The organism is Deltaproteobacteria bacterium (assembly GCA_020848905.1).
Classification (GTDB): Bacteria; Myxococcota_A; Polyangia.
Genome location: JADLHG010000067.1, coordinates 108,612 through 134,998, shown reverse-complemented (window position 1 = coordinate 134,998; position 26,387 = coordinate 108,612). Strand labels below are relative to the sequence as shown.

Below are 26,387 nucleotides of genomic sequence, written 5' to 3'. Positions count from 1 at the left end.
GCCCCGCCGGCCTCGCCCGCTCCGAAGCCGTGAACGACGGGCGAGTTCGACGGACGGTGCGACCCTGCCCGTTCCGCGCGCGAGCTGCGTGTACGCTCGCGCTCCTGCTCCTCCCCGCCTGCGACGATACGCTCGGCGCGCTGCCGAGCGGCTCCGTGCGTGCGGGCCTACGCTGCGGCGTCTGCTACTCGCCGAACTGGACCGGCGCGGGCGGCGACGAATTCGGCAGCGCCGCCTCGGGAAAGACGCTCGAAGAGCTGGCGGGGATGGGGATCCGCGGCGTGAGCTTCATCCTCACGGCCTGGATGGACGACCTGACCAGCGTGCGCGTGGACGACAGCCCGTACCACCCGCGACGGCGAACCCTCGACGGCGTCCGCGTGGACGCGGCGCGCGCACGGCGGCTCGGCATGCAGATCGTGTTGAAGCCCCAGCTCTGGATCCGCACCGGAGAGTGGGGGGGCGTCCTGCGACCCGACGAGGCGAAGGGGGGCTGGGGGGCCTGGTTCGCGTCGTATCAGGGCTACGTGCTGGAGGTGGCGCGCGCGGCCGAGGAGCTCGGCGCAGACGCCCTCTGCGCGGGGACCGAGCTCGGCACGAGCACGCGGCAAGAGGCCCGCTGGCGCGCCCTGCTCGGCGAGGTGCGGCGTGTCTATCGGGGGCGCCTCTATTACTGCGGCGCGTCGGACGACGTGGAGGGCGTGGCCTTCTGGGACGCGGTGGACGCGCTCTCGCTCAGCCACTACCTCCCGCTCTCCGACGGACGCCACCCGTCGGACGGCGAGCTCTTCCAACGCGCGAGCGACGCGGCGGCGAAGCTCGTGGCGCAGGCGGAGCGGCTGGGGCGACCGCTCGTCCTGAGCGAGGTCGGCTTTCCGAGCCACCTGGACGCGACGCGACGCCCCTGGCACTGGCCCCCCGAGGGAGAAGACCGCTATCCGAGCGCCGAGGGCTACGCGCTCCAGGCCCGGGCGTACCAGGCGATCCTCGGCACCTTCGGGCAAGCCGAACGCGTCGAGGCGCTCTATTTCTGGCGCTGGTACACCGACCCGCCGCGAAGCGGCGAAGGCCCCACCGCGTACACGCCGTGGGGCAAGCCGGCCGCCGAGGTGTTGCGGCGCGCCTGTCAGCCGACGGCGCTCTGACCGATCCCGAAAGTCCGCTTCACGCGACCCCAGAGCGGATCGGCCAGGAGCGCGGCGCGCAGAAGCGAGCGCAGCAGCGTGACGGCACGCGCGGCGGGCGCGGGCGCGACGGGCAGGGTGAGGTCGGCGCGGCAGAGCGCCTCGAGGTAGCCCTGCTGCACGCAGCCTTCGAGCGAGAAGACGTAGAGCTGCGGCGTGTAGCGGCGCGCCCGTCGGAGATTCGTCACGAGCTGCTCGAGCGTGAGCCAGCGTCCGCCGACGACCGGGTGCAGAAACTCCACGCCTCCGCCGGTCAGTCCGACGGCCACGCCGTCCGCCTCGGCCCCGAAGCCGTCCACCAGCGCCTCGCCCCAGGGCGCGGGGAGCAAGCTCTGGTAGAGCATCAGCACCTCGCGGTCCACGCCGAGGTTCACGAGCCCGAAGGTGCGCTGCAGGAGCGTGGAGCGGGCGCGTCGTTCGTCCACCACGAGCGGGAGCTGGTAGCTCTCGACGCGATACCCGTCGGCGCGGATGGCCTGTACGAGCGTCGCGTAGCGGGCCTGCGCCTCGCGGAGCACGCGGCGACTGCGCCGACGGCGGAGCATGCGCTGCAGAGCGCGCCCGCCGTATTGCACGAGCGCGAGCGCGTCCGCGTGCGGGCTCTCGATGTCGAGCCCCACGGCGTCGAAGAGCAGGGCGTGCTCGTCGGCCCAGGCCCGCAGCTCGACATAGCGCGCGGCCGCGAGGTCGGCGTTGTCCGCGGTGAGCCAGTACCCGTCGGCAGTCCCGAGCACGAGCCAGGCCGTGACGGGGATCCCGCGTCGATTGAGCTCGGCGATCGCCTCGCGCCGCGGCGCCGAGAGGTCCAGCATGGCCATCGCGACGCCCGCGCCGGCGGCACGCAAGGTCGCGAGCACCGGCTCCGAGAGGAGCGCGGCGAGCGGTTCCACCTCGAGCTCCACGAAGAAGGTCAAGGACGGGGACGGAGCCTCGGAGCTCATGCGGCTGCGGCGGCGAAGCGCGTCGGGGGAGGGTGGGGCAGGAGCGGCGGCCCGACGGTTCGGGCTACGGGCTACTTAGCCGAGCCCGCCACGACGACCATGACCTTGATCGCCGCGGGGTCGGGGCCGAGCTTCACCGCGTAGCTCCCGGCGGCGGGGAGCACCAGCGCGTGCTTGGCGCGCACCTGGACGCAGGGGAGCACGCTCGTCGCGGTGCGATAGATCGGCAGGACCTTGCCCTGCGCGTCCTGCACCTCGAACGGCAGGTTCAAGTCCAGGTAGAGCACGACTGTCGCGCGCCCGGAGGTCGAGAGCTTGAGGAAGCCGACCTGGTTCGGCGGGACGCCCACGCGGTAGGTGGTGGGCGCCACCTTCACCTCGCCGGCGGAGGCCTTCGTCGTGGTGGCCTCGACGTCCGCGTACGGCCCCTCCACGAGGACCTTGCAGGCCTCTTCGTCGTAGTCGAGCTTCTCGGCCGCGTCGGGGCCGAATCCGGCGTCGGCCTTCGGCACGCCGCGGTCCCGGGCCGTGATCGGCTCCTGGAGCGTGCTGCTGTCGGGCTTGAGGGTTTCCTTCGCGCCGCAGCTCGCAACGCCTAGAAGAAGGATGGCCAGAGAGGCCGAGGGGGACATCGTGCGCGTCATGGTCCTCTACTCCGTGCTGCGCGGCCAACGCGATTCCTCGCGGCTATAACACGATCCGCGGCGGATGTTGACGCCCGATTCGCGGCCCGGCCCGAGGGAGGCGGCGGGGGCCCCGCGCCGGGGCTACCTGCCGGCGCTTCCGACGGAGAAGGCCCGGACCACCCGCTGCACGAGCGCCTCCATGCGCTGCAGGTAGCGTTCGCCGCCGGCCAGGTTCGTGCCCCCCGGCAGCCGCACCACCCGCGCCCCGGTCTTCTCGGCCATGAGCTGGGCCGTGCGGTCGGGGTAGTAGTCCTCTTGCAGGAGCACGGACACGCGTTCGCTGCGCATGAGCAGCATGACCTGCAGGACGTGCGAGGGGCTCGGCGGGATGCCGGGCTTGGGCTCGAGCTGCGCCACCACCCGCAGCCCGAGGAAGTCGGTCAGGTAGACCCAGGACTTGTGATAGGTGACGACCGGCCGGCCGCGGACCGAGGCCGCGAAGGCCAGCCATCGTCGGCGCGCGCCGCCGAGAGCCGCCACGAAGGCCAGGGCGTTTCGGCGATAGGTCGCCGCGCCCGCGGGGTCGAGCTGCCCGAGCCGCTCGCCGAGGACCCGCGCGATGCGCACGGCGTTGTCCGGGTCGGTCAGGTAGTGCGGGTTTCCTCCCGGATGGACGTCCCCTTGGCTGCGGTCGACCTTGGCCTGCGGCACGTCCTTGAGCTGCGCGAGCGTCGAGCAGTCGAGGTGCCCCGCGGTCCCGGGCTGGATGGCCGGGTTTCGTGCGCCCGAGAGGAGCGTGGGGAGCCAGCCCACCTCGAGCCCGAGCCCCACGGTGAGCAGAAGGTTCGCCCGATTGAGCTGCAGCGCGAGGTGCGGGCGCGCATCGGCGTAGTGCGGGTCCTGCGTGGGCAGGGTGAGCGAGAAGACCTCCGCCCGCGCGCCGGCCACCTCGCGGGCGAGCGCGGCGAGGTCGGGCACGGTGGCGGCGATGCGCAGACCGGCGCGGGCCGGGTGCGGCACGGCGAGAAGGAACGCGGGGAGAAGACCGAGAAGCAGGCGACGCATGGACGACCCTCGTCAGAACTTGTGCGCCCCGTGCGCCCCGATCACGAGCTCGAGGGCCAGGAGCACCGCATGGAAACTGCCCCGCCACCAAGGGCGGTCGTAGTCGTACTGGAGGCGGAGACGCGAGAACTCGGAGGGCCAGAAGGTCAGGTTCCCCGAGGCGCGCTGGCGCAACCCGGTCCACTCGGGGTCGAGGTCGTCGCCCGGGTTGCCGGTGACGTACTCGTAGCGACCGGCGACCGACCAGCGGCGCGCGAAGCGATAAAGCAGGTACGTGTAGAGCCCGTGGTCTACGAGCGTGCGCCCCGGGAGCTGGCGCCGCCGGAGGAGCCATTCGGCGTCGAGCGAGACGACGGTGTAGCTTCCGTGGGTGATCGGGCGGTACTTCACGTAGAGGTCGGCGCCCACGACCTCGGTGCGGTTGCCGCGCGCCGTGGCGTTGGGTCCGAAGGCTCCCGACGCGCCGAAGAGCAGCGACCAGTCCGCGCCGAGCGGCACGAAGTGCTTCATGGCCGCCGTGTATTCGAGGTCGGCCGGCCCCTTCACGGCGTAGTCGGCGCCACCGAGGAAGCTGCGGGCCGTCTCGGCCCCGTTCGCGTTCGTCACGCTCCCGAGGAGCTCGACGTACCAGGGGAGCGGCAGGAGCACCGACAGCTCCGCACCGAGGCCGCGGTTGCCTTCGGCGCCGAGGAACTTCCCCACCACGAGGGGCTGGTTGACAAAGGCCCGCGCGTGCGGGTGCGCGGCGTTGATGCGGCCGAAGCGCGTGAGGAATTGCCCCGCGCGCGCCTGCAGGTTCCAGGGGAGCGCGAGCGTGGTGCCGTAGGCCTCTTCCACCTCGACGCCTTCGGTGCCGAAGACGATGAAGCCGTCGAAGCGGAAGTAGGGGTCGACGCTGGCCGCGAGCGAGAGCTCCACCTGCTGCAGGTTGAAGCCGGTGCGCGCGGGGTCGTGCCCCCCCGCCACGAGGGGGGTCTCGGTGCTGAACGCCGCGAAAGCGAAGTCAGCGATGACGGCGATCTCGGGGTTGAGCGATTGCAGAAAGCGCGCAGCGGGGCCGGGCTGCGTCGCGGGAGTGGCGGCGGCCGAGCCCGACGCGGCGCGCGCCCCGGCGGCCTGGCGATCCTGGGCCAGGGCGCGCGCGAGCTCCTCTCTCTCGCGGGCGCTCGGCTGCGAGGCCGGGGCGGAGGCCGGAGCGGATGCGGGCCCGGAGGTCGGGGCCGCAGTCGGCGCAGCCGCGGGGGGCGTCTCCGTCGAAGATCGCTCGGGGGGCGCGGCGCGCAGCGAGCCCGACGGAGCGGCCAGGGTGGCCAGCCAGACCAGCGCGAGCACAGCGAACGCGGGGCCTCGTGTCATCGGGCGCCCCTCGAAGCTCGGGCCTTGCGCGGCGCCGAGGGCATCGGCCCGTCGCAGGGAGGGCAGCGACCGTAGAGGATCACCTCGTGCGCCTCGAGCCGAAAGCCTGGAGGGGTGAGGGTCGACAGGTCCCGGGGACAGCCGGGGACCTCGAAGACCTGGCCGCAGGCGCGGCAGTGGAAATGATGGTGGTGGTGCTTGCCCGCTACCTCGTACCGCGTGGGCTGGCTGGGTAGTTCGACGGGGACGAGCCACCCCTCGGCCACGAGCCCCTTGAGGGTCCGGTAGACGGTGGCCAGGCCCAGGTTCGGGGCCTCGTGCTGCGCCGCCTCACGGACCTCCTCGGGGCTGAGCGGCCGGTCAGCCTGATAGAGCGACCGGCGGATCGCCGTGCGCTGGGTCGTGGACCGGAGCATCGGTTGCGCGCGCATCGAGGGGCCCCTCTTGAAACTGAGAAGCCATTATCAAGAAGGCGGGGCGGCTGTCAACGGGGCGCGAGCGGAGAGCAGAGAGCGGAGAGGGGCGCGAAGCGGGGCCTTACTTGTGGCGCATTCCATTGCCGGCATAGATGCGCGCTGGCTGCTTCCCGCCAAAGGCGCCGACGGCGAATTCGCGCGAGGGACGGGAGCCGACCTGGAAGCGCACGCCGAACATGTGCCGAGCGCCCTTGGCAGGCTTCTGCGTCCCGGGCTGGAGGTCTTCCGACCAGGTGTGGTGCAGCAGGGTGACATTCAACTTGGACCAGCCGAGGCGATGCGACCCCACCGTCACGCGGGAATTGGACGCCGCGGGCGGCTTGTCGAGGGACTGGGAGAGCGCGGGCAGCGCGGTCGGAGGCGCCGCGACGGGCTTCACGGCCCCGGGTCGCGCGGCCTGGAGGCGCTCACCGCCCTTGCCCAGGCGCCAGGTGCTGGCGCGCTTGGCGCCCTGCATCGTGAGCACCGCGGCCTCACCGTCCCGCTGGTAGTTGAGCGTTAGGCTCTGGTGGTTGCCGCGCTCCGCGGCCGCCGTGAGGTTGCGCAGCGCCGTGAAGAGCGCCCGTGAGGGACCGTTCGGCGCGCCGTCGTGCCCGGCCGCGAAACGCCCGCGACCGGTGAAGAGCCAGCGCTTCCCCTTCTGCCCCTGGACGCGAATGTTGATGCCGCCGTCCTTCTGCGGGATGACGTGGTAGGTGATCGGCTTCTGGCCCGGCAGCTCGAGCGTGACCCAGTGTCCGTTCACGTCCCGCGCGTACTTCAGCGAGGCCTGCGCGTGGCTCGTCCCGGCGAGTACCTGTTGAAAGGCCTCCGCGGCGCGGCTGCCCGAGGAGGCCTGGACCCGCCCCGCACCGAGGAGCAGGACCGCGCTGAGCATCGTAGGGAGAAGGGCTCTTCCTCGCATTTGGCACTCCTGCAGGGTTCGAGCGTCGATTCTTGTAGCGATTCTTGCAGTGCTCGTGCCAGGAGGTGCGAGACGCAGGTGCGCGGATCTCCTACGGCGGAGCTACGGAATGGGGACGGCAGGCCCCACGCGGGCGTCCTTCACGAAGAGCAGGAAGCTGCCGGCGCGGTCCGGCTCCTCGAGGAGGACGAGCTCCACCACGAGCTCCCGGCGCCACCCGTTCTCGACCGCGAAAGGAAGCGCGATAGGTTCGAGGATCCCTTGAAGCGGCGGGCCCGGCAGCTCCCCGAGAGGACGCGGCGTGCCCAGGACGCGCAGCGCGCCGTACGCGTCCGCCGGGACGCGCCCCTCGGCCACCGCGACGGGAGCGGCCCCGCGATGGAGCTCGACCTCGCTCCGCAACGTGGGTAGCGGCGAGAAGCCCTCGTCGGTGAGGGTGCGCCCCGCCTCCTGCAGCTCCACGCCGCCAAGCCCGAGCAAGATCCCCGGCCGGGGCCAGGCGGCCGGCAGCTCCGCCCGCAGCGCGACCGAGACGGTGCCCTCGCCGGAAGCGCAGCTCGCGAGAGCCAGACCCGCCAGGGCCGCCGCGACGCCCACCGCACGCGCCGGTCCCAAAGGCCCGCTACGGCCGTTCGCCCGTCGAGAGCGGATAGCCGCGCTCCTTCCAGACCCGGATCCCCTCGTCGAGCACCTTGACCCGCGTGAAGCCGTTCTGCGCGAGGGTCTTGGCCGCGAGCTCGGACTCGGCGTGGGGGCACGCGCAGTAGGTCACGATCCAGCGCGCCTTGGACAGCTCGCCGTGCCGCGTCTTCACCTCGAAGAAGGGCATCGAGAGGGCGCCCGCGATGTGCTCGGCGAGGTAGTCGTTTTTCGGGCGCACGTCGAGGAGCACGAGGTCGACGCCGCGGTCGCGGAGCGCCTTCACCTCGTCCACCGGCGCGTAGAGCGCAGCGCTCTTGAACGGACTGCCGTCGGGGCCCGGCCCGCCGTCGGCCCCACCGCCACTCCCGCCGCACGCCACGGCGAACGTCGACAGAAGCAGGGTGCACACCCACGCTCTTGCCGTGCTCGAAAGGTTCACGCCCTCGCCACCGCTCGTCCGCTCGTCCATCCCTGCTCCTCGTCGCTACCTGGCCTGTAACCCGCGCACGAACGCGACCACGTCCTCGAGCTCCTGTTCCCCGAGGAGCTCCTGGTACGCGCTCATCGGCGTGTCGCGACGTCCACGCCGCAGACCCTGCCGCAGATACCCGTTCGTCGCCGTGCGCAGGAACTCGGGGTTCGCGAGGCTGAGCGCGCTCCCCCCCTGCCCCTTGTCCCCGTGACAGTCGCGACAGCGCTCCGCGTAGAGCGCCGCCCCCCGCGCGACATCGCCCGCGAGAGGTCGTTCGTCGAGCGTCGTCGGAGCGTCGCGACGCCAGCTCGTGAGGTGCTTCACGAGCTCGGTCACGACCGCCTCCGAGAGCGGCCCGCCCTCCGAGGCCCCCCAGGCCGACATCGAGGTCCCGGGGCGGCCCTTGACCACGCCGGCCTTGAGGAAGTCCTCGCTCGCCGCCGCCAGAAAATCGGGGTTCGCGAGCGCGTTCGCCTGGGGCGCCGCGTAGCCCTCCCCCTTCGCCCCGTGGCAGACGGCGCAGTACTCGCCGTAGAGCTCGGCCCCCGTCGGCGTCGGGGCGACGCTCGGGTCGTCGCAGCCGAGCAGCGCCGCGAGCCCGCCCCACAGCCACCATCGCAGGGCACGTCCCATCCGGCGCTCAGTATAGATTCCCTCCTCGGCCCGAGCCACCCGTCGCGCGGCCGCGCCGCGGGGTCTTCACGGTGCGACTGGTCTCCATCCGGCCGTCCCGCTATGCTGGGAGGCGCCTCGAGGCCTCGTTCCTCCTCGGGCACGACCACGGAGACGACGCATGCTCACCTCCCATCTGCACCCGAGCCGCTTGGCCCTCGGCGCGCTGCTCGCCCTCGCAGCCGGCTGCTCGTCGAAGAGCGGCACGGCGACCCTCGACGGAGGACCCTTTCTGCCGGACCGCGGCAAGGGCTGCAACGGGGACCTCGCCACCTGCGTAGACGCCCTCGCCCCCTCGTGGCAGCTCGAGGACGTTCAGCCGAAGAGCGCGCGCAAGGGCCAGTTCTACGGAATGGAGGCCTTCCGAGGACGCGTGACGGTGCTCGCGCTCCTCGCCGGCTGGTGAAGCTTCTGTCAATCCCAGGTTGGGATGATGGACAAGCTGCAGAAAGAGCTCCGCGCCGAGGGGAAGGAAGTGAACTTCCTCACCGTGAACGAGAAGACCGCGAGCGCCGACCAGAGCAAGCTCTTCGACCGCTGCGACTTCCCGGTCTTTCAGGACACGGCCGAGGTGAACGCCTGGGCCAAGCACGGCGGCGGCAAGGACGACCTCTTCGTCTACGACGCGCACGGCAAGCTGGCCGCCTACCTGCCCATCGGCGGGTCGGTGAGCATCGTGCTCTCCGAGGACGAGGGCTACAGCAACCTGAAGAAGATCATCACCCGCACCATCGCGCTTCGACCGTGAGGTGAGCGTCCCCCCGCTCCAGGCAGCTAGTCGCGCTCTCTCAGGCGCACGATCACCGGCACGCGCTCCGGGGCCCCCACGAACATCTGCCGGGCGAATCCCGGCCCCGGGGGATCGGTCGTCCCCTTGCGCGCCCGGTCGAAGGGCACGCCGATGAGGTTCTTCAGCGGCTCCCGGCCGAGCAGCTCGAGCGGGAACCTCGGGATGTCGAGCTCGATGTAGTGCTCAGCCCAGGTCCTCAGGGTCCCGAGCTGTTCGCGCGTGGTCTGGTCCAGGCCGGCGTATTGCGCTAGCGACTGCAGCACTTCGAGCCTCACGTAGGGGGAGAGCGAGTCGAGGGCGCGCAAGAGCGGGACCTCCTCGAGCTTCAGGGCCTGGATCTCGCGTCGCGACCCGACGCGCCCGGAAGGCTTGAGGCGGCCCCCCTTCGCCAGCGCGAGGACCTTCGTCTCGAGCGCGTCGAGCCAGGCCATCTCGGCCGAGCGCTTGCCGACCGGCATGCGGTGAAAGGTCGTGGTGCAGGAGTTCTGCGTGCTCTTGTCCTTCAGCGTCGGCGGATAGGGCTTGGGCCGTCCGCGGGACACCTCGGACCGCGTCACGTCATCGTGCTCGGTGAGCGCGGCCCCGAAGAAGACGTCCACGTTCTTCGCCTCGTGGTCGGTCAGCGCCACCGGATAAACCGACGCCGAGGTGGCACGCAGCCCGTCCGTGGTGCCGCTGTAGGTCTCGAGGACCTGCTCGTTATGGATGGCGTAGGAATGGCCGTGGCCGGGCATATAGCCGTGCAGGTTCGGGCCGAAGACGCGCGCGTAGAGCTGAAACTGCTCGCTGTCGTCGCTGTTCAGCTCGAGCTCGTACTTGAGGTTCGCCGCTCCACCGGCCGTGATGCGCCGCAGCTTGAAGCCCTTCACCGTGGCCAGCACCTCGGCGCGCAGGTCGGGCGGCGCGAGCCCGAGCACGAGCTGCTCCTGCCGCGTGGGCTTGCTCCGCGGATTCGCGACGAGGCGGGCCACGATCCGGCCCACGACCCGGCGCAGCGAGGTCAGCACCACGTCGTGCGGCCGCTCGACGACGGTCACGCTGTTCGCGCCCGTGGCCTCGAGCTCGTAGTGCGCCGTCGGAGTGTCCCAGACCCGCTTCTCGCCGCGCTTCAGGCGGAGCGCGCTCGCCAGGTTCTTTGCCGAGTAGACCGTGTCACGCGAGGTGTAGCCCTTGCGCCCGGCCTTCGTGACCCCGCGCTTGGCGCCGAGTCGCGCAACGAGGGCCTCTCCCTCCGCGCGGGCCGCCGCGTTGCCGGGTGCGGCGACGAGCTCCGCTACGACTGTCCGAGCGGGCGCCCTGACGACCTCACGAGCGAGGAGCTTCTGCTGCAGCGCGAGCCGCTGCTCGGCGGCCCTGGCGGAAAGACCCACCGGCGCGACAGCGATGCCCATCGTGCGGGCCTCCTTCTGGTAGCCCGTGACCGGCGGGGCGGAGGGGGCGAGGTGCTTTGGCCGCGCGAGGGCCGGCAAGGGCAGCGCGAGACACACGGCAAGGACCAGCACACGCTTCGCGGCGCGCATGGAAGAAACCTCGGGTTGAGCTTGAGGGGCCGAATCTGCAACCCTCGTGCCTCCCCGTCGGGCAATCATCTCGCCGCATTGCATGGCTGGCGGCGCGCCGCGTCCGGCCAGAGGCGGCAGTCGATCTGGCCCCGCCTCGAGCCACCTTGGTCTACCGATCGAGACCGCGGCCGTAGCGACGCTCCACGTACTCTTCCAGCAGCGCGCCGAAGTCGGCCGCCAGCGTGGCCCCCTTGAGCGTCGTGAAGAGCTTGCCGTCCACGTAGACGGGGGCCTTCGGATCCTCCCCGGTGCCGGGGAGGCTGATGCCGATGTCGGCGTGCTTGGACTCGCCGGGGCCGTTGACCACGCAGCCCATCACCGCGACGCGCAGGGCGGCCACCTCGGGGTAGCGCCGACGCCACTCGGGCATGCGCGCCTTGAGCGTCTGCTGCACCTCCTGCGCGAGCTCCTGAAAGAGCGTCGACGTCGTGCGACCGCAGCCGGGGCAGGCGGTCACCGAGGGAGCGAAGGCCCGCAGACCGAGCGTCTGCAGGACGAGCTGCGCCACCTCCACTTCCTGCGTGCGGTCGCCCCCCGGCTCGGGGGTAAGCGAGACGCGGATCGTATCGCCGATACCGCGCGCCAGGAGCGGCGCGAGCCCCGAGGCGCTGGCCACGATGCCGCGGGCGCCCATCCCCGCCTCGGTCAGTCCGAGGTGCAGCGCGTAATCGCACCGCGCGGCGAGTCGCTCGTAGACCTCCCACAGGTCCGTCACGCCCGAGACCTTGGCGCTGAGCACGATGTGGTCCCGCGGCAGCCCGTAGCTCTCGGCGGCCTCGGCCGAGCGCAGCGCCGAAGCGATCATGGCCTCGATCATCACCTCGCGCGCGTCCACCGGAGCGGGGCGGCGCGCGTTCTCGTCCATCATCTGGGTCAGGAGCTCCTGATCCAGCGAGCCCCAGTTCACGCCGATGCGCACCGGCCGGTCCGCGGCCGCCGCGACCTCGATCATCGCGCGGAAGTTGTCGTCGTGGCGCTTGCCCGCCCCGACGTTCCCCGGGTTGATGCGCAGCTTGGCGAGCGCGCGCGGCAGCTCGGGGTACTCGCGGAGGAGCACGTGCCCGATGAAGTGGAAATCCCCGATGAGCGGGACAGAGATCCCCTGGTCGTCGAGCCGCCGCCGCACCTCGGGCACGGCCCGCGCGGCCTCGTGCGTGTTCACGGTCACGCGAACCAGCTCCGAGCCGGCGCGCGCGAGCGCGGCCACCTGCTCGACGGTCGCGGCCACGTCCGCGGTGTCCGTGTTGGTCATGGACTGCACGACGATCGGCAGTCCGCCGCCGAGCGTCACGCCCCCCACGTTCACCGGCACCGAGCCACGACGCGCCTCTTGAATCATCTGCAACCTCTCCGTCGGCCACGGAATGAAGCACCTTTCCCGGGGTGGTACAAGGGGCAGACGACGCTTCGTAGCCTCTCCACTCGCCGGCCACGGAGCTGGCCATTGGGCAGGGTGCCGGCTCGACACGCTCGTAACGCCAGACGAAGCGCGGAGGTCCGGACCCCTCCCTCGTGGCCCATCGCTTGCACCGGCCGCGGCCAAACCCGGAAAGGAACGCCCCCATGGTACGGCACTGTCCGCGCCCGCTGGCCGCATTGCTCGTTGCAGGGCTCGTCACCATCGCCTCGAGCGCCGACGCACGCACGCGCCTGAACCCACTGCCCCGCTCGCGGGTCGGCTTCGTGGACCGCGCGGCGGGCGCCCTGACGGGTGCCGTCGTCGTGGGAACCCAGGTCGGCCTGGGCTCGCTCGCCAAGACAATGTTCAGTGGGCGGGGCTGGCTCTCGATGCTCCTGGCCAGCGGCTCCGGAGCGCTGCTCGCGGAGGCCGGCCTGCCGGCCACGCACTGGCCGCTCGTCTCGAACCTCGCGCAGCAGCTTCACGGCGCGCCGTGGGCGGAATCCGCCCTCTTCGGCGCCCTGGTGATCCCCGCGGCATGCACCACCATCGGTCTGCTCTACGGCGGCCAGCTCGGCACGAAGAACGGCTATCGCCTGGGTCTGAGCGGCATCCTGCGCGCGGCGCAGGAAAACCGGGCGCTCGGCTACGCGTGGAACGCGGACCTCTTCCGCGGCTACCTGCAGTAGTCCTCGAAGACCGGTCGAGAAGGAGACAGGTGGTGGGGCGGGTGCAGCGCTGACGGCGTTGCGGAGGAAGAGGCTCGGCGCTAGTCGCGGCGGCGGAGCAGGCTCACCAGACCGAGCAGCGTGATCAGGGCGAACCAGGCCGGCATCTGGGTCGGGGACCCGGAGACGGCGCAGCTGCCGGAGACGCCCGCCTCGGAGGCCCGCAGCGCCTCGTCGGCGTCGAGGCCGAGGGCCATGCCGCCGCCCAGCGACTGGCTACCGCGAGCCTTCGGCGTGGAGAACCGGCCGCCACCCGCCGCGGAGGGATCCGGGTAGCAGAACTGCCAGGAACCCGGGGTCGGCTCGTTCCAGGCGTAGCCCTTGCCCCAGCAGGTGTAGTCGCAGGCGGTCCCCGGCGCGATGTTGCCCATCTCGTACTTGCCCGGAGCGGCGAAGACCCAGCTTCCGTCGGCCAGATGCTGCCCCACCGGGTGCGGGTTGTTCGGCATCGAGCGCCCCGTCGGGCAGGTCGCGTCGCCGGCGGTCTGTCCCTGTCCCTGCGCCTGTACGGGCTCTTGCGCCGGAGCCGCACCATGATTGCAGGCCCACACCTTCGGGGTAGTGGTCAGCTCGCAGGTGTCGTTGTCGCCGGAGCAGTTGCTGCAGCCGCAGGTCTTCTCACTACCGTGCTTGGCGCAGGAGAGGCCCTGCTGGCAATCGTCGGTGTTGTAGCAGGTCTCATCGGCCTTCCGCGACCGGCTGTCGAAGGTGCTCGCGTCGATCTCGTCCGTCGGGGCCGGCGCCGCGGGCGCGTTCACGCAGTAGTTGGTAGCGGACCCGCCGTACGGAGGCTCGCACTTGCCCGAGGTGCACTCGGCCGGCCGGGTGCACTGCCCGGAGCTCGTCTTCGCGGTGCACGAGCCGGCCGCGCTGCAGAACTGGTTCGTGCCGCACTTCTTGTCGGCGTCCGCGTCGCCACCGAGGCAGTGCGAGGTGTCCCAGGTGCCGTCGGCCTTGCACTTCGCGCGGCCGCACTTGGTTCCGGTTCCGCACTGCCCGTAGGGAGACCAGGCGTCCTTCGCGTAGTCCTTGTTGTCGATCCCCTTGCAGGTCGTGGCCGCGGCCGGAGCCTCGGTGCAGCTCCACGACGTCACGCCGCGCTCCACGTCCGAGGTGCACACCTTCGTGCCGGTGCAGCCCGGGTTGCACTCGCAGGTGCCGTAGTTCTGATAGGCCGCCTTGCAGGTCAGGCCGCTCTGGCACTGGTTCGCCGCGCCGACCGTGCAGCTCTTGCCTTGGCCCTGCGGGGTCGCCGCCGGAGCCGCCGGGGGAACGGTGTGGCAGGCCGTGCATTCGGAGCCCGGAACCGCGGGGACCTCGCCCTCACCCAGGCACTTGTAGTCCTCCGTGTTGCACTCGGAAGCCGAGGTCGTGGCCACACAGCCGCACTGGCCCGAGGCGCACCACTCGGGGTGAGCCTTCGTGGAGTAGGTGGCGTTCGAGCCGAGGCTGGTGTTCGCGACGAGCTCCCCACACTTGGAGCCCTTGGGCAGCACGGGACGGCAGCGGTTCACGAACTCGTCGGCGCTCGTGCGGCAGGCCAGGGTGGCGAGGCAGGTATCGGTCCCCACGCGGCACTTCTGCCCCTCCGGGACGCTCACCGCGCGATCGGGCCACTTGGTCTCCGTGTCGCTCTCGTTCGGTCCCTTGCAGTACTTGTTGATGGTCGCCGTGACGCACGCGCCGCTCTTGCACCAGCCGTCCTGCTGCGAAAAGGGCCCCGCGCAGAACGCGCCGTGCTTGCCCTTCGGCAGGCACATCTTCATCTCGCCGTGGCCCTGGTTCCGGCAGACCAGCTCCTCGCCACCGTTGACGCCGCAGTCGCCGTTGTTGTCGCAGAGCCCGCCCAGCACCTGCTTGGCCCCCGACTGCCCCTGACGGCTCAGGTTCTCCTCGTCGCCGGCTCCCACCATCCCCTCGCAGCCCACGAAAGCGAGCGACAGAGCCAGCGCCAGAGCGCCACGCGCCGTGCCGTTCACGATGGACTGGAGGGCCGACCCCACCTGAGCGCGCTTCGTCATGTTCGTTCCTCGCGTCATAGCGGGATTTAAAGCAACCCTCAGGCCAGGTTGCGATTTCTGTTTTATTTAATAATACCAACAATATATATTGGTTCGGCCGAAACCGTGGGGTACGACGACCCCCTCCTCCCAGGGTCCTGGGTAGGACAGCAATCCCCAGGGTGAGGAGGTGAGCGAGCGTGGTCCATCCCGCTTCCCCTTTTGGCAAAAAGGTTTTCTTTTTCATGACGTTGGGCCATCATGGCGGGCGATGTGGACTCCCGCTGCCTCCACCCTGATGCGGGTCTCGGCCCTCCTGCCGGTCGCCGGCGCGCTGCTGCTGGGGACTCCCGCCCGCGCGCACCTTCCAGGGGAGGGCGGCATCGATGTAACAGAAGAATATTCTAGTGTTTTCTTCGGAATAGAGGGGGTCGGCTTCCGTCGCGGCGCGGTCCCCGGCGGCTACTTCTCACTGCGCTTCGCCGGGCAGTGGGCCCCCCGGCCCTACCTCGGGCTCGGGCTGACCGCTCCCGTGCACTGGGTCTGGGCGGAGGGCGCCGCGGGACAGCGAGGGATCGGCGAACCCACAGGGTTTGTGCGGATCCGACTCTGGCGACACCCCCGGATCCCGTTCGCCGTGGGCACTGGGATCTCGTACGCCTTCCCCTCGATCCATCATCAGACGGAGGCGGGCACGAGCTACGGTGAGCTGACCCCCTTTCTCCGGCTGGGAGGCACCTGGCGCGCGCTCGGCTACGCGGCGCAGCTCGCCCCGCTGGTGGCGCTCGGCTCGGGCGGCACGCCCACCTTCGTGAACCCCCACAGCACCCTCGAGCTCCGGGCCCGAGGAGAGCTGTCGTGGGCCGCCTCGCCCCGCCTGACCGCCTCGCTGGGGTTCGAGACGGCGCTCGTGCTGGCGGCCGAGGAGCGCGGGGCCATGGTCCGCATCCTGCTCCCGGGTCTGGCGCTCCGCCCGGCCCCGGGCTGGCAGTTCCTGCTCCTCGGCGAGCTTCCGGTGGGCGGGAGCCGCCGGCTCGACTGGCGCATCCTCACGGGCGTCAGCGTCGACGCCAGGGCCTGGGCCGCGCCGCCGCACTGACCGAGGAGTTTGACCCGCCCCTGCGCGCCCGTACCATTAGGGCGACATCCTATGGTAAGGAGCAGAACCTTGCTGCCACAGTCGGCGCAGCGCCCCTCGGCCGCCGCGAGCCCACGCGAGATCTCGATGCGTCACCTTTGCACCTTCGTCAGTCTCGGCGCCGCGCTCGCGCTCGGCTGCCCCGCGGCCGGCAACCCGCCGAAGCCCACCACCGGCCCGGCGCAGGTCTCGGGCGATCCCGATGCCGAGCCCGTGCCCGGCCCGGCGCCCGTGCCCGCGGGCAAGGAGCCCGCCCTCACGGCCAAGGGACCCCCGGCGCAGCTCACGCCTCCGGACAAGGTCCCCCCCGAGCGGCGCGTCTGGGCCTACGTGGACGGCGTGCGGCGGGCCATGGACCTCGAGGAGGCGCGCGCGGTGGGGCTCACCGTCGTGGACCTCTCCGACGATTGGGTACCCTACATCTTCTGGCCGGCCACCCCGGGCAAGGATGACCACAAGGACAACGAGTACCTCGACAACTACGTGGACCTGGCGAACGACCGCATCGACGTGGACGGCGGCACGCTCCGCAAGGGAGAGCACAACTACCACGAGGTCTACGGCATCCCGCCCACGCTGAGCGTGCTCCGGCGGCGCTTCCTCGGCGACGAGGAGAAGCCCTGTTTCGCGCGCCTGAACTACGAGGTCTTCAAGCGCTACGAAGGCATGCTGCGTCCCGGCGAGGGCAAGAAGAAGTCGGGGCCGAAGAGCGAATGGGCGCGCAAGGCCGTCGAGCAGCTCCAGCAGCGGCTCCTCTGCGAGGGGCTGCTCGGTCGCCGTCCGCCCAAGCTGAAGCCGGGCGTGATGGACCACGCGGTGCAGGAAGGCGTGCGCCGCTTCGAGCGCAAGAACCACATCTACGGGCACGGCTTCGTCACCGAGAAGACGGCGCAGGCCCTCGCGCGAACGCCGCTCGAGAACAACCACGAGTCGCTCAAGCGGGTGCTCACCGAGCGGGCGGTGAGCGCGAGCGGCGTCGTCGAGGACGGCACGGGGCGCGCGAGCTACCGCGGCGCGGACGGCAAGACCCACCGCACGGGGGACCTCGTCGGCGCCGTCGGGGCGTCGATCGTCAAGCACCTCGGGCTGGAGAGCCCCGAGGCGGCGCTGGCCTTCATGAAGGCGCACACCGAGGAGAACTTCGAGCGACTGCTCGTGGCGGTGCCGCTCCCCGCGTTACCCGAGTACTACGCGGACCACATGGACCTGTCGGTGGTCATCGACCGCGGCGACGTCTGGTACGATCTCCCCTTCGACGAGAAGGGGCGCAAGCTCTCCCAGGGGCGCAGCAAGCTGCCGTCGTTCACGCTCTACACGACCTACAACGGGCAGCAGATCCCGCTCGTCCGCTGGCGCACCACCATCGGCAGCTGGCAGCCCGAGATGCGCGACGGGCAGGAGTACTACAAGTACAAGATCTCGGACGTCGGCCCGCGGGTCTGGAAGAACATCGTCGCCGGCCCCGTCTGGGTGCCGCCCCCCGCCACGCCGTCGAGCGACCTGGCGAAGGTGCGCAGCGTCGGGAGCCGCATGGAGCGCGTCGTGGCGCAGAGCGCGTTCGGCCCGGGCTACGCCTCGGCCTACGGGCTCGCGGCGGCGATGCACGTGACGAAGACCGGGGCCGACAACCAGGTCCGCACCCACGGCAGCGTGAACTACATGAGCATCAAGGCGGGCTTCTCGCACGGCTGCCATCGGCTCTACAACTACGCCGCCGTGCGGCTCTTCTCCTTCGTGCTCCGGCATCGGCGCTTCGACCGGCGCGGGCAGACGAAGATCGGCTACAGCCACCGCTTCGAGCACAAGGGCGAGGAGTTCAACATCAACCTGCACACGCGCGGCTACTACTACGACATGAAGCCGCCGGTGCCGGTGAACGTGCTCGAGGGGCGCATCAAGGGCAAGCTGCAGAAGCCCGTCGAGGAGTACGTGAAGAAGCCCTCCACGGTCTACCAGGAGGACCTTCCGTCGGGGAAACCCAAGACCCCGGGCAAGAAGCCCAAGGAGGGGACGCCGAGCTCGATGGGGCAAGAACAGCCGATCTAGATCTCGTCACTTTGGCCGCGATCCATCCCGTCAGGCGGCGCGTCCCCGGCCGACCCCTCTCACTTGCAGCGTTTCAGGCAGCTCGCGAGGGCCTTGTCCGCCGCGTTGAAGCAGGCGCGGCGGCCCGCGCGATCGTCGGGCCGCACGGCGCGGCAGCTCTGATAGCCCTCGGACTTCGCGCGGTGACAGGCCTCGACGCAGGGCACGTCCCGCTGGGCGTGCGCCGGAACCGTGGGCGCGCCGAGGGCGACGGCGAGGAAGATCGCGGCGGGAAGGAGTCGTGATGGCAGGCGAAGATGGCCCATACCGCTACGTTAGCGCGGCGCCGTCGGAGAGGCCACTGCGCGGGCGGAGAGGCTACTGCCCCGACTGCTGCTCGACGGCCCAGAGCGCCGATCAGCTTGGCCGACCGCGTGAAATCGTCGAGATGCAAGCAGCGCAAGGCGCGACGAGGGAGCATATCGGGAATATGTGACCGAGGAGCAACGCAGCGATGCGACGCAGATCGGCGATTTCACAACCGAGGTCAAGCTGTTCGGCGCTCTAGTCCTTCTTCTCGCGCGGACCCACGCGATACGCGCGCAGCTTCTCTCCCTCGAGGCGACCGCTGAAGGCCAGCGCTCCGCTCTCCGCGTGGTAGGTCCGCACGCTCACGCCGCGCGCATCGGCGATCTCCACCACGTCCCCGTCCCGGTTGTTGTAGGCGACGAGCTGCGCCTCCGTCACCGTCGTGGCCTGGAGGCGCTTGGCCAGCTCGCGCGCGGCGCGGAAGAGGGCGTCCTTGCCCCGGCCGCCGGGCGGCGTGAGCTTGGTCCCCTCGATGGCGAACGCGTAGGTCTGCCCGCCTTCGTGCTGCACGACGATCTTGTCCCCCTCGCGCCGGGCGTTGAGCGTGAGCTGCGCGTCCGCCTGGCTGCCGCGAAGGCCTCGCAGCGCCACCGCGGCGCGCTCCGCCGCCGTCCCCGAGGCGGTGAGCCGCGTGCCCTTGTCCGACGGCGCGGAGACCTTGGCCCGCACGGCCAGGCGCGCCGGTGCCGTCACCTGGACGGCCTGGACGGGCTGGATGGCCTGGACGGCCTGACCGACCACCCCTTCGCCTTGCAGCCTCGTGCCGCTCTCGACGGCCAGCGCGCTCCCCTTGCGCGCGTGCTTGCGGCCACGGTGACGTCGCTTCGACTCTCCTCGCAGAGCGGGCGTGGCATCCTCGCGACGAACCTCTTGCTGGATGGGAGCCTGGCTCCCCGCAGCCGCGAGCGCGGCCACGAGCCTGGAGGCGCCGGTGGGCGTGCCGCCCTTCTGCACGGTCGTCGCCGCCGCGCTCTTGCCCTCCTTGCCCAGCGTGCGCCCGACGAGGTGCTTGCCGTCGTCGATCACCACGCGCCCCTTGTCGCCGTCGAGCGCCGCCCCGAGCTTGACGATCTCGCTCCCCGTGGCCTTGGCCTTGCCGAGGAGGTTTCGCGCCGCGGTCACGATCGGGTCGGCGCCCGGGCCGCTGCGCGCGGGGAGCCCGGCTCCCTCGAGGAGCACGTCCCCTTTGCGCAGGGAGACGAGGTTTCCCTGGCCGTCGAACTTGAGCTGTACGCGGGTCCCGTCGGCGAGCCGCCCCGTGACCTTGTTCTTCGCGCCGTACGCGGTGAGGGAGAGTCGGGCGTTCTCGCCCGCGCCCTGCAGGTAGCGGTTCGCGGCCCGCGTGGCCCCGGCGCTGCGCTGGTTCGAGGCGCTCCTGCGGGCCTCGGCCGAGGACGCCAGCCACGGCAACGCGAGGAGCAGAGCCAGACCGAAGCGAAGCAGGGAATGAGAAGCTCGTCTCATGATCGATCTCCTGAGCGGTAGGCGCGTCCCCGGCACTCAGAGCAACCAATGTGCCAGGGGCCACGGACTCGCCCCGCGCGTACCCGGTCGGATCCAAGGCGCGGGCATCGCGACACAATGCGCTTCGGTCGGGCCGCGGGTCGCGAAGGCACCCCCGGGTCTATCGACCCCACCGTGGCGGGCGCCTCGCGTAGCCTCTGCCCACGCCCGTGTCCTGCGCCGCTGCGCGTCGGAGGCGCGGCGCGTGCGCTTGATCTTTCACCTCCGGCTCCTTAGTGTGCGCCCCGAGGAGCGTGCGACATGCGACCGACGATCGAGCGATGCGTTTTCTTCTGCGTGATGGCGGCGGTGCTCGCGACGGCGGCGCCGGCCCTCGGGCAGAAGGCCAAGAAGAAGAAGGCCAGCCTCGCCGAGCTCGCCGAGCTCGAGTGGAAGCTCGAGCAAGGGGCGGGGGCGCTCGCCTCGAACCCGAACGCCGCGGCCCGGCGCAAGGCCATCGCCGACCTGGCGAGTCTGACCGACCCGCGCGTGGCGCAGCCGCTCGCCTACGCGCTGAAGGAAGACCCCGACCCGGCGGTGCGACTCACCGCGGCGCAGGCGCTCGCAGCCCTGAAGACCCCCGAGGCGAAGGGCCTCCTCACGCTGGCCGGCGGCGCCGACCCCGACGAGAAGGTGCGCGAGGCGGCGAAGGCGGCCCTGGCCAAGTTTCCGAAGAAGATGGCTCCCGCCGCGCTCCCGCTCAAGGGGCGGAGCTTCACGCCGCCGAAGGGCTCCGTCACGGGCGGCGTGATCTCCCAGACCCTCGCGCTCCCCTCGGGAGACGCGCGACTGTGGGCTGTACGCGAGCTCGAGAAGCAGGCCCTGCCGAGCCGCACCGAGCTCCTCGGAAGGCACCTGCTCAAGGACCCCTCGGCGCGCGTGCGTAGCGAATGCGCGCGCGTCCTGGGCAAGACCGGCGGCAAGGGGGCGCTGCCCACGCTGATCAAGGCGCTCTCCGACGGAGATCCGACGGTACGCTTCGGCGTGGCGCAGCAGCTCGCGACCTTCGACGACGGGGGGGCGGTCACCGTCCTGCAGAAGCTCGCCGCAGACGACACGGACTCGAGCGTGCGTGCGGAGGTCCGCGACCTGCTCGAGCCCTCCACGGCCGCCGGGCAGAGGCTCCTCCGCTCGCGCATTCAGAAGATCGCGTCGCCGAATCCGGTGGACCGGATCAACGCGCTCTCCGAGCTGGCCAAGTTCACCGACTGGCGAGCCATGGTCCCGATGGCCTGCACGCTCGTGGCGGACAAGAGCCCGCACGTGCGCACCGCGGCGGCGAAGGCCGTGGAGAACCTGCACGACACGGCCGTGCTCGCCGCTCTCCGCGCGGCCGCGGTGGTCGAGCCCGACGAGAAGCAGAAGGCCGCCGTGCGCGCGCTCCTGCAGAGCCTGCGCCGCAAGGTGGACGGCCTGGTCTCGCAGCTCCAGAGCGCCGACGTGAACGAGCGGGTGAAGGCCGCTCGCGCGCTCGGCGCCGGCGCCTACCCCCCGGGGCTCGACCCGCTCGTCGCCGCGCTGAAGGACAAGGAGCCGCGCGTCCGCCGCGCCGTCGTCAGCGCGCTGCGGAGCTTCGACGACGCGAAGGCCCAGAACGCGCTGAAGGCGATCGGCTCGGACAGCGACGCGCAGGTGCGCAAGACGGTGGACGAGCACTTCAAGCAGCTCGAGAAGCTCAAGGGGTGGCGCACCTTCTACAAGGACCCGAACCGGCTGGTGATGAAGACCACCGACAGCGACCCGGTCTGGCGCGCCGACGCCGCGATCGCCCTCGGCGTGGGCGGGGCCGAGCGCACGGTCACGAACCTCACGATCCTGCTCGCCAGCGACAAGATCGAGGAGGTGCGCCTCGCCGCGGCGTGGGCGCTGGTGCTCATGGCCAGCGAGGGAGGCGAGGCCGCGCTCAAGCGCGCCGCGGCCAAGGACCCGAGCGAGCGCGTGCGCGCCGCCGCCCGCAAGTACCTCGTGATCGACAAGGTGAGCCAGGACGACCTCGCCCAGCAGCTCCTCGGGGGCAACGCGCAGACCCGGCTCGACGCCGCCGACGCGCTCTCGCTGCGCGCCTCGGGCAAGGTGCTGCCGGTGCTCTTGCGCGCGGGGATGTGCGACCCCGACGCGAAGGTGCGCGCCGCGGCTCTGCGGGGCCTGGCCCGCATCGGCGACCCGATGGCCCGCACGGTGATCAAGCTGGCCTCGGTGCGCGACCCCGACGAGCGCGTGCGCCGCACCGCGCTGGTCATGTTCTTCCTCGCCGGGGGCAAGTAGCGCTTTCGCTTGCGGGCCCGGTGCGACGACGCCGGGCTCTCACTCGCCGTCGAGGCGCACCTGCACCTCGCGCCCGCGCGTCCAGGTCAGCTCGCCTCGCTCGAAGCGCTGGTAGGCCCCGCCGCTCCCGTCGCTCTGTTGATCGTCGAGCGGTAGCCCGAGGAGCTCGTAGAGCGGGCGTCCCTGCGAGCGCGGCTCCGTCGTGGAGACGTACTTCGCGGCGAAGCCCCACTGCACGAGGCACGCCTTGCCGGTGCGCGGGTTGCTGACCAGGAGCTTCGTCCCCCAGTCGGGCGCGTTGGCCGTGTAGGCCTGCGCGAAGCCGTCGAGCAGGCGGTGAAGCACGCCCGTGCGGTGCCCGAAGGTGGGGGCGCTCGTCAGCTTGCGCGTGATGTTGGCGGCGTAGCCCAGCAGGTCGTCTCGCCCTCGACCGCCGAGGCCGAGGGGCAGGCCTGGCCGCCAGTTCACGATCCAGTCCGGATGGGTGACGTCGAACCAGGCCACCACCTTGCCCCGCGCGTCGAAGGCGAAGTTGTCGTTCCAGCCGTTGAAGGCGTCCAGCGTGTGCCCGGGGACGAGGGCGCTCGCCGCCTGATAGATGTCGTGCATCTGCTGGATCGCGGAGAGCTGCTCGCGCGCCCCGAGCTCTGCGAAGCGCCGCCCCTTCACGAAGCGCTGAAGGATCACCCCGGGCCGGGGGCTATAGGTCTCGGGGAAGATGGCGCCGAAGCGAGCCCGGAGCACGGGGCTCTCGCGCAGGGTCCGCATCACCTGGACCTCGTCGGCAGCGAGCGCCCCGCGCTTCGCCGCGTCGTTTTCCGGCATCCACATGCCGTGCGGCTTGACGATCTTCACCACCCAGTCGCCGATGCGCCACGCCGTGGAGACCGCGCCGCTGCCGAGACGGCGCAGGCGGTTCTGGCCGTAGTCGCCGCTCGAGAGATGATCGTACCAGGCGGAGATCTTCCCCGTGTCGCGGTCGAAGAGGAAGTTGACCGTCGCGCGGCTGGCCGTGCGTCCGGGCAAAAGCTCCTCGGCCATCCGCGCCGCCTCGGCGATCTCGGCCCGCGCGACCGCGCGCTGCGCGGGGGCGAGCCGCTCGTACGGCGTGCCGCGGGCTTCTTCCTGCAAGATCACGCCGGGGCGCGGCGAGACGGCGTCGGGAACGATCTGCCCGAAGCGGCGGCGAAAGGTCTCGCTCCCCCGCAACACCTGCGCCGTGGCCACCGCGTCGTCGGCCAGGTACTTCCGCACCCGGGCCTTCGCGAGCTGCGGCGCACGCGTGAGCGAATAACGCTTCACCACCTTGGCAATCGTCAGGTGCCGGAGCGCCGGGTCGTCCACCCGCACGCGATACACGCGCGACGAGATCCCCTCGCCCACGGTCTCGAGGACCGTGAGGCGGGGGCCGCGAGCCAGCGCCGCGTCGGGCCACGCCGCGAGGAGCAGAGCCCCGAGCGCGAGGACGGCAGACGAGCGGACGGAGCGGGCGGCGTTCCTCACGTCGCGAGCAACAGAGCAGGGAGTATGCCAACTGACGTTGGAGACCCCACGCCGCCAACCGGCGGGAATCCTTCCGACGCGCTTCTCCGGACCACCGCGTCGGCGGCGTGCCGGGTAGCCTCTGCTGGCGGCCCTACCCTCCGGTCGGCGCCGGGGCCTCAGGTCGAGGGCTCAACGAATGGGACCTCGAGCGCCTCCCGCGTCGTGCGCCGAAGGGGCTCGCGCCCCGCGCCGCAGCGCTCGAAGCGCCAGAGCGCGAAGAGCTCCTCGCCGAGGAGGTCCTCGGGCGAAGCCGCCGCGAGGGCGCGCTCCACGAGCGGCCACGGAGGGCTCGCGCCGACGAGCCGCGCGAGGCTCGCGTCGTCGAAGAAGGCCCGCAGAAACCCGAGGTCGAGCGGACGCCGCCAGGCGTAGAGCCAGCTCTCGACGGGGGCGAGGGGCTCCTCCCCCGCGGGAGCCGACGCCGCGAAAGTGCGCGTGAGCCAGTCGAGGTGCCGATCCAGGCCTTCGAAGAGCGCCGCCGCCTCGCCCTTGAGCCGCGGAGCGAGCGCGCGCAGGGGATGCGCCTCCGGGTAACGCCGCTTGCCGAGCACGACGAAGAAGAACCCCTCGGGGCAGAGGGCCCGGTAGACCGCCCGCGCCGCCGGAAGCCCGCCCAGCCGGTGAAAAGCCTCGCTCACGGTGACGACGGCGTACCTCTCTCCTCGCTCGGTCGCCGCGGTCGCGCACGCGGCGCGCAGTACGAGCGGCAGGCCGAGCTCCGTCGCCCGCACGTGCGCGGCCTCGAGCATGGCGGGCGCGCGGTCCACCCCCACCACGCGGCGACTTCTGCGCGCGAGCTGGAGCGCCAGCGCGCCGGTCCCGGTAGCCAGATCGAGCACGGACGTCTCGGCCTCTATCCCAGCCTCGGACGCGATTCGCTCTCCGATCGCCTCGGGGAGCGGGCGGTGCCGCGCGTAAGCTCGAGCTTGTTCCTCGGTGTAGCGCTCGTCGAGGCGGCGCCGCGGCGCAGGCATGAAGCGGCTCGCCCCCGCTCAGCCCGGCCCGCCCGAGCCCGGCCCGCCCGAGCCCGAGCCTCCGCGGAAGCGACCGAGGTCCACCTCGTGCCGCCGGACCATGCGCCTGAAGTTGGACTTGTCGAGCCCCGCCCGCCGCGCGGCCCGCGCCAGGTTGCCCTGCTCGGCCGCGAGCACGCGCTCGAGGTACCGTCGCTCGAAGCTAGCCAGCGCCTGCGCGCGCGCCTCGGTGAAGAGCGCCTCGTCCGAGGCGGCGACCTCCATCGGCGGCAGCTCTCCCCGCAGCGGCCGCGGCAAGAGCTCGGCCGTGATCGCCTCCCCCTGCGCGAGGAGCACCGCGCGCTGCACCACGTTCTCGAGCTCCCGCACGTTCCCCGGCCAGGCGTAGGCGAGGAGCCGCTCGAGCGCCGCATCCTCGACGCGATTCACCGCGCGCCCGTGCCGCGCGGCGTACTTCTGGATGAAGTGCTGCACGAGGAGCGGAATGTCGTCGGGGCGGCGGCGCAAGGGCGGCAGCTCGATGGAGAGCACGTTCAGGCGGTAGTAGAGGTCCTGGCGAAAGGTCCCCGCGCCCATGGCCGCGTGCAGGTCGCGGTGCGTCGCGGCGATCACGCGCGCGTCCACCTTCCGCGCCTCCGAGGCCCCGACGGGCTTGACCTCGCCTTCCTGCAGCGCGCGCAAGAGCCGCACCTGCAGCGCCAGCGAGACGTCGCCGATCTCGTCGAGAAAGAGGGTGCCGCCGCTCGCCTCCTCGAAGAGGCCGCGCCGCGCCGCGATGGCCCCCGTGAAGGCCCCCTTCACGTGCCCGAAGAGCTCGCTCTCGAGCAGGCTCTCGCTCAGGGCGGAGCAGTTCACCGCGATGAAGGCGCGAATGCGTCGCGGAGAGCGCTCGTGGATGGCGCGCGCCACGAGCTCCTTGCCCGTCCCGCTCTCGCCGAGCACCAGCACCGTCGCGTCCGTGCCGGCCACCGTCTCGACCAGCTGGTAGACCTCGCGCATCGCGGGCGTCACCCCCACGATCCCCGAGAAGCGCTCGCTCAGCACGAGCCGCTGTTCGAGCTGGCGGGTGCGGGAGAGGAGCCGCCGGTGGTCCACCGCGCGAGCCACCGTGAGCGCGACCTCCTCGGGGTGCGGGAGAGGCTTCTGCAGGTAGTGGTAGGCGCCCCGGCGCATCGCCTCCACGGCCGACTCCACGGTGGCGTGCGCGGTCATCACCAGCACCGGCACCCCGGGGGCGCGCTCGTGCACCGCCGCCATGAGGGTCAGGCCGTCCATCTCGGGCATGCGCAGATCGCTCAGCACCACGTCCACCTCGTCGCGGCGCTGCTCCAGGGTCTCGAGCGCCTCCTGCGCGCTCAGGAAAGGGAGCACCTCGAAGTGATGGATCTGAAGAATGCGCGCGATCGTGAGGAGCAGGTCCTCGTCGTCGTCCACCACCACCACCACGCCCCGGCGCGCCCGCAGAGGCTCCCGCTCACCGCTCGCCATCTCCGCAGCCTACGCCCCGCCCCCTCGGGGGGTCAAACGCGACCTCCGGAGGTCGAAAGCGCCCCCGCACCCTCGCCCCTGCCCTCCCCTCGCCCTCCCCGGCCGGCCCTCCCCGGCGCGGTCCAAAATCGCGGGGATCGAAGCTTTCTTGGCCCGTCGGACGCGCTCGGCCCGCCCCGTGCGAACCCTGGCCCGAGCCATGCAACGTCGAGAGCAGGAGGGCCGCGCGTGACGGCCCGCGACGGGGCCGAGGGCGCCGAAGG

24 protein-coding genes are annotated in these 26,387 nt (G+C 71.6%); 7 read left to right on the top strand and 17 right to left on the bottom strand.

All coding sequences use genetic code 11. From position 1 onward, the window contains the following. The first annotated feature begins 56 nt into the window (after nucleotides 1-56). On the top strand, nucleotides 57-1,145 hold the full coding sequence (locus tag IT371_28800) for a hypothetical protein (protein MCC6751686.1): 1,089 nt from the start codon (nucleotides 57-59) through the stop codon (nucleotides 1,143-1,145). Here IT371_28800 and IT371_28795 read toward each other — a convergent pair. The 9 genes from IT371_28795 to IT371_28755 all read right to left on the bottom strand — a co-directional run bounded on the left by IT371_28795 (nucleotide 1,127) and on the right by IT371_28755 (nucleotide 8,299). Next, the gene (locus tag IT371_28795; GenBank protein MCC6751685.1) at nucleotides 1,127-2,125 is read right to left on the bottom strand and encodes a hypothetical protein; all 999 of its coding nucleotides are present in this window, start codon (nucleotides 2,123-2,125) and stop codon (nucleotides 1,127-1,129) included. The two genes, IT371_28800 and IT371_28795, sit on opposite strands and share 19 nt — an antisense overlap. Before the next feature lie 71 nt (nucleotides 2,126-2,196). Next, nucleotides 2,197-2,769: a hypothetical protein gene (locus IT371_28790; protein ID MCC6751684.1), complete on the bottom strand. Its 573-nt coding sequence runs from the start codon at nucleotides 2,767-2,769 to the stop codon at nucleotides 2,197-2,199. Between the two features lie 123 nt (nucleotides 2,770-2,892). Further along, entirely contained in the window at nucleotides 2,893-3,816 is a 924-nt protein-coding gene (locus IT371_28785) for a zinc ABC transporter substrate-binding protein (GenBank protein MCC6751683.1), read from the bottom strand. A 12-nt stretch (nucleotides 3,817-3,828) separates the two neighbouring features. Continuing rightward, nucleotides 3,829-5,172, bottom strand: a complete 1,344-nt coding sequence (locus tag IT371_28780; protein ID MCC6751682.1) for a zinc-regulated TonB-dependent outer membrane receptor — start codon at nucleotides 5,170-5,172, stop codon at nucleotides 3,829-3,831. Continuing rightward, nucleotides 5,169-5,588, bottom strand: coding sequence for a transcriptional repressor (locus IT371_28775; protein ID MCC6751681.1), 420 nt, complete (start codon nucleotides 5,586-5,588; stop codon nucleotides 5,169-5,171). Before IT371_28775 ends, IT371_28780 begins: the two co-directional genes overlap by 4 nt. 121 nt (nucleotides 5,589-5,709) lie before the next feature. Continuing rightward, nucleotides 5,710-6,552: a hypothetical protein gene (locus IT371_28770; GenBank protein MCC6751680.1), complete on the bottom strand. Its 843-nt coding sequence runs from the start codon at nucleotides 6,550-6,552 to the stop codon at nucleotides 5,710-5,712. A 102-nt stretch (nucleotides 6,553-6,654) separates the two neighbouring features. Further along, entirely contained in the window at nucleotides 6,655-7,149 is a 495-nt protein-coding gene (locus tag IT371_28765; GenBank protein ID MCC6751679.1) for a hypothetical protein, read from the bottom strand. A gap of 25 nt (nucleotides 7,150-7,174) precedes the next feature. Next, nucleotides 7,175-7,663: a rhodanese-like domain-containing protein gene (locus IT371_28760; GenBank protein ID MCC6751678.1), complete on the bottom strand. Its 489-nt coding sequence runs from the start codon at nucleotides 7,661-7,663 to the stop codon at nucleotides 7,175-7,177. A 15-nt stretch (nucleotides 7,664-7,678) separates the two neighbouring features. Then, nucleotides 7,679-8,299 carry a c-type cytochrome gene (locus IT371_28755; protein ID MCC6751677.1) on the bottom strand — a complete coding sequence of 207 codons (621 nt, stop codon included), beginning with the start codon at nucleotides 8,297-8,299 and terminating at the stop codon, nucleotides 7,679-7,681. 160 nt (nucleotides 8,300-8,459) lie between these two features. Between IT371_28755 and IT371_28750 the strand changes: the two genes are divergently transcribed. Together IT371_28750 and IT371_28745 are read left to right on the top strand one after the other, a co-directional pair. Then, nucleotides 8,460-8,744, top strand: a complete 285-nt coding sequence (locus tag IT371_28750) for a hypothetical protein (protein ID MCC6751676.1) — start codon at nucleotides 8,460-8,462, stop codon at nucleotides 8,742-8,744. Between the two features lie 24 nt (nucleotides 8,745-8,768). Beyond that, a complete protein-coding gene (locus tag IT371_28745; protein ID MCC6751675.1) occupies nucleotides 8,769-9,086 on the top strand; it encodes a hypothetical protein in 318 nt (105 codons plus the stop codon). A 26-nt stretch (nucleotides 9,087-9,112) separates the two neighbouring features. Here IT371_28745 and IT371_28740 read toward each other — a convergent pair whose 3' ends face one another. Then, nucleotides 9,113-10,648, bottom strand: coding sequence for a hypothetical protein (locus IT371_28740; GenBank protein ID MCC6751674.1), 1,536 nt, complete (start codon nucleotides 10,646-10,648; stop codon nucleotides 9,113-9,115). 151 nt (nucleotides 10,649-10,799) lie between these two features. Beyond that, the gene (ispG, locus tag IT371_28735; protein ID MCC6751673.1) at nucleotides 10,800-12,029 is read right to left on the bottom strand and encodes a flavodoxin-dependent (E)-4-hydroxy-3-methylbut-2-enyl-diphosphate synthase; all 1,230 of its coding nucleotides are present in this window, start codon (nucleotides 12,027-12,029) and stop codon (nucleotides 10,800-10,802) included. 224 nt (nucleotides 12,030-12,253) lie between these two features. Between ispG and IT371_28730 the strand changes: the two genes are divergently transcribed. Continuing rightward, nucleotides 12,254-12,778: a hypothetical protein gene (locus tag IT371_28730; protein ID MCC6751672.1), complete on the top strand. Its 525-nt coding sequence runs from the start codon at nucleotides 12,254-12,256 to the stop codon at nucleotides 12,776-12,778. Nucleotides 12,779-12,858: 80 nt separating this feature from the next. Here the strand turns inward: IT371_28730 and IT371_28725 are convergent, their stop codons facing one another. Further along, on the bottom strand, nucleotides 12,859-14,838 hold the full coding sequence (locus IT371_28725) for a hypothetical protein (GenBank protein MCC6751671.1): 1,980 nt from the start codon (nucleotides 14,836-14,838) through the stop codon (nucleotides 12,859-12,861). A 250-nt stretch (nucleotides 14,839-15,088) separates the two neighbouring features. Here IT371_28725 and IT371_28720 point away from each other — a divergent pair, with 250 nt between their 5' ends. Both IT371_28720 and IT371_28715 read left to right on the top strand, forming a co-directional pair. Continuing rightward, complete coding sequence (locus tag IT371_28720) at nucleotides 15,089-15,916, top strand: hypothetical protein (protein ID MCC6751670.1); 828 nt, start codon at nucleotides 15,089-15,091, stop codon at nucleotides 15,914-15,916. A 69-nt stretch (nucleotides 15,917-15,985) separates the two neighbouring features. Further along, nucleotides 15,986-18,001, top strand: coding sequence for a L,D-transpeptidase (locus IT371_28715; GenBank protein ID MCC6751669.1), 2,016 nt, complete (start codon nucleotides 15,986-15,988; stop codon nucleotides 17,999-18,001). Nucleotides 18,002-18,060: 59 nt separating this feature from the next. Here IT371_28715 and IT371_28710 read toward each other — a convergent pair whose 3' ends face one another. Both IT371_28710 and IT371_28705 read right to left on the bottom strand, forming a co-directional pair. Next, nucleotides 18,061-18,306 (bottom strand): hypothetical protein, encoded by a 246-nt coding sequence (locus IT371_28710; GenBank protein ID MCC6751668.1) that lies wholly within the window; start codon nucleotides 18,304-18,306, stop codon nucleotides 18,061-18,063. 238 nt (nucleotides 18,307-18,544) lie between these two features. Next, nucleotides 18,545-19,813: a hypothetical protein gene (locus IT371_28705; protein MCC6751667.1), complete on the bottom strand. Its 1,269-nt coding sequence runs from the start codon at nucleotides 19,811-19,813 to the stop codon at nucleotides 18,545-18,547. Between the two features lie 300 nt (nucleotides 19,814-20,113). Between IT371_28705 and IT371_28700 the strand changes: the two genes are divergently transcribed. Continuing rightward, nucleotides 20,114-22,117: a HEAT repeat domain-containing protein gene (locus IT371_28700; GenBank protein ID MCC6751666.1), complete on the top strand. Its 2,004-nt coding sequence runs from the start codon at nucleotides 20,114-20,116 to the stop codon at nucleotides 22,115-22,117. 39 nt (nucleotides 22,118-22,156) lie between these two features. On the opposite strand, the gene IT371_28695 is transcribed toward IT371_28700, so the two are convergent. The 3 genes from IT371_28695 to IT371_28685 all read right to left on the bottom strand — a co-directional run bounded on the left by IT371_28695 (nucleotide 22,157) and on the right by IT371_28685 (nucleotide 26,124). Further along, nucleotides 22,157-23,620 carry a hypothetical protein gene (locus tag IT371_28695; GenBank protein MCC6751665.1) on the bottom strand — a complete coding sequence of 488 codons (1,464 nt, stop codon included), beginning with the start codon at nucleotides 23,618-23,620 and terminating at the stop codon, nucleotides 22,157-22,159. A gap of 158 nt (nucleotides 23,621-23,778) precedes the next feature. Beyond that, complete coding sequence (locus tag IT371_28690; GenBank protein ID MCC6751664.1) at nucleotides 23,779-24,501, bottom strand: class I SAM-dependent methyltransferase; 723 nt, start codon at nucleotides 24,499-24,501, stop codon at nucleotides 23,779-23,781. Between the two features lie 153 nt (nucleotides 24,502-24,654). Continuing rightward, complete coding sequence (locus tag IT371_28685; protein MCC6751663.1) at nucleotides 24,655-26,124, bottom strand: sigma-54-dependent Fis family transcriptional regulator; 1,470 nt, start codon at nucleotides 26,122-26,124, stop codon at nucleotides 24,655-24,657. Nucleotides 26,125-26,387 lie beyond the last annotated feature (263 nt).

Excerpts from the sequence above, each read along its gene's own strand:
- IT371_28740 (MCC6751674.1), bottom strand. The coding sequence starts at position 10,648 with ATGCGCGCCGCGAAGCGTGTGCTGGTCCTTGCCGTGTGTCTCGCGCTG.
- IT371_28790 (MCC6751684.1), bottom strand. The coding sequence starts at position 2,769 with ATGACGCGCACGATGTCCCCCTCGGCCTCTCTGGCCATCCTTCTTCTA.
- IT371_28685 (MCC6751663.1), bottom strand. The coding sequence starts at position 26,124 with ATGGCGAGCGGTGAGCGGGAGCCTCTGCGGGCGCGCCGGGGCGTGGTG.
- IT371_28730 (MCC6751672.1), top strand. The coding sequence starts at position 12,254 with ATGGTACGGCACTGTCCGCGCCCGCTGGCCGCATTGCTCGTTGCAGGG.
- IT371_28755 (MCC6751677.1), bottom strand. The coding sequence starts at position 8,299 with ATGGGACGTGCCCTGCGATGGTGGCTGTGGGGCGGGCTCGCGGCGCTG.
- IT371_28750 (MCC6751676.1), top strand. The coding sequence starts at position 8,460 with ATGCTCACCTCCCATCTGCACCCGAGCCGCTTGGCCCTCGGCGCGCTG.
- IT371_28705 (MCC6751667.1), bottom strand. The coding sequence starts at position 19,813 with ATGAGACGAGCTTCTCATTCCCTGCTTCGCTTCGGTCTGGCTCTGCTC.
- ispG (MCC6751673.1), bottom strand. The coding sequence starts at position 12,029 with ATGATTCAAGAGGCGCGTCGTGGCTCGGTGCCGGTGAACGTGGGGGGC.
- IT371_28700 (MCC6751666.1), top strand. The coding sequence starts at position 20,114 with ATGCGACCGACGATCGAGCGATGCGTTTTCTTCTGCGTGATGGCGGCG.
- IT371_28780 (MCC6751682.1), bottom strand. The coding sequence starts at position 5,172 with ATGACACGAGGCCCCGCGTTCGCTGTGCTCGCGCTGGTCTGGCTGGCC.
- IT371_28770 (MCC6751680.1), bottom strand. The coding sequence starts at position 6,552 with ATGCGAGGAAGAGCCCTTCTCCCTACGATGCTCAGCGCGGTCCTGCTC.
- IT371_28720 (MCC6751670.1), top strand. The coding sequence starts at position 15,089 with ATGTGGACTCCCGCTGCCTCCACCCTGATGCGGGTCTCGGCCCTCCTG.
- IT371_28725 (MCC6751671.1), bottom strand. The coding sequence starts at position 14,838 with ATGACGAAGCGCGCTCAGGTGGGGTCGGCCCTCCAGTCCATCGTGAAC.
- IT371_28745 (MCC6751675.1), top strand. The coding sequence starts at position 8,769 with ATGATGGACAAGCTGCAGAAAGAGCTCCGCGCCGAGGGGAAGGAAGTG.
- IT371_28775 (MCC6751681.1), bottom strand. The coding sequence starts at position 5,588 with ATGCTCCGGTCCACGACCCAGCGCACGGCGATCCGCCGGTCGCTCTAT.
- IT371_28760 (MCC6751678.1), bottom strand. The coding sequence starts at position 7,663 with ATGGACGAGCGGACGAGCGGTGGCGAGGGCGTGAACCTTTCGAGCACG.
- IT371_28710 (MCC6751668.1), bottom strand. The coding sequence starts at position 18,306 with ATGGGCCATCTTCGCCTGCCATCACGACTCCTTCCCGCCGCGATCTTC.
- IT371_28785 (MCC6751683.1), bottom strand. The coding sequence starts at position 3,816 with ATGCGTCGCCTGCTTCTCGGTCTTCTCCCCGCGTTCCTTCTCGCCGTG.
- IT371_28795 (MCC6751685.1), bottom strand. The coding sequence starts at position 2,125 with ATGAGCTCCGAGGCTCCGTCCCCGTCCTTGACCTTCTTCGTGGAGCTC.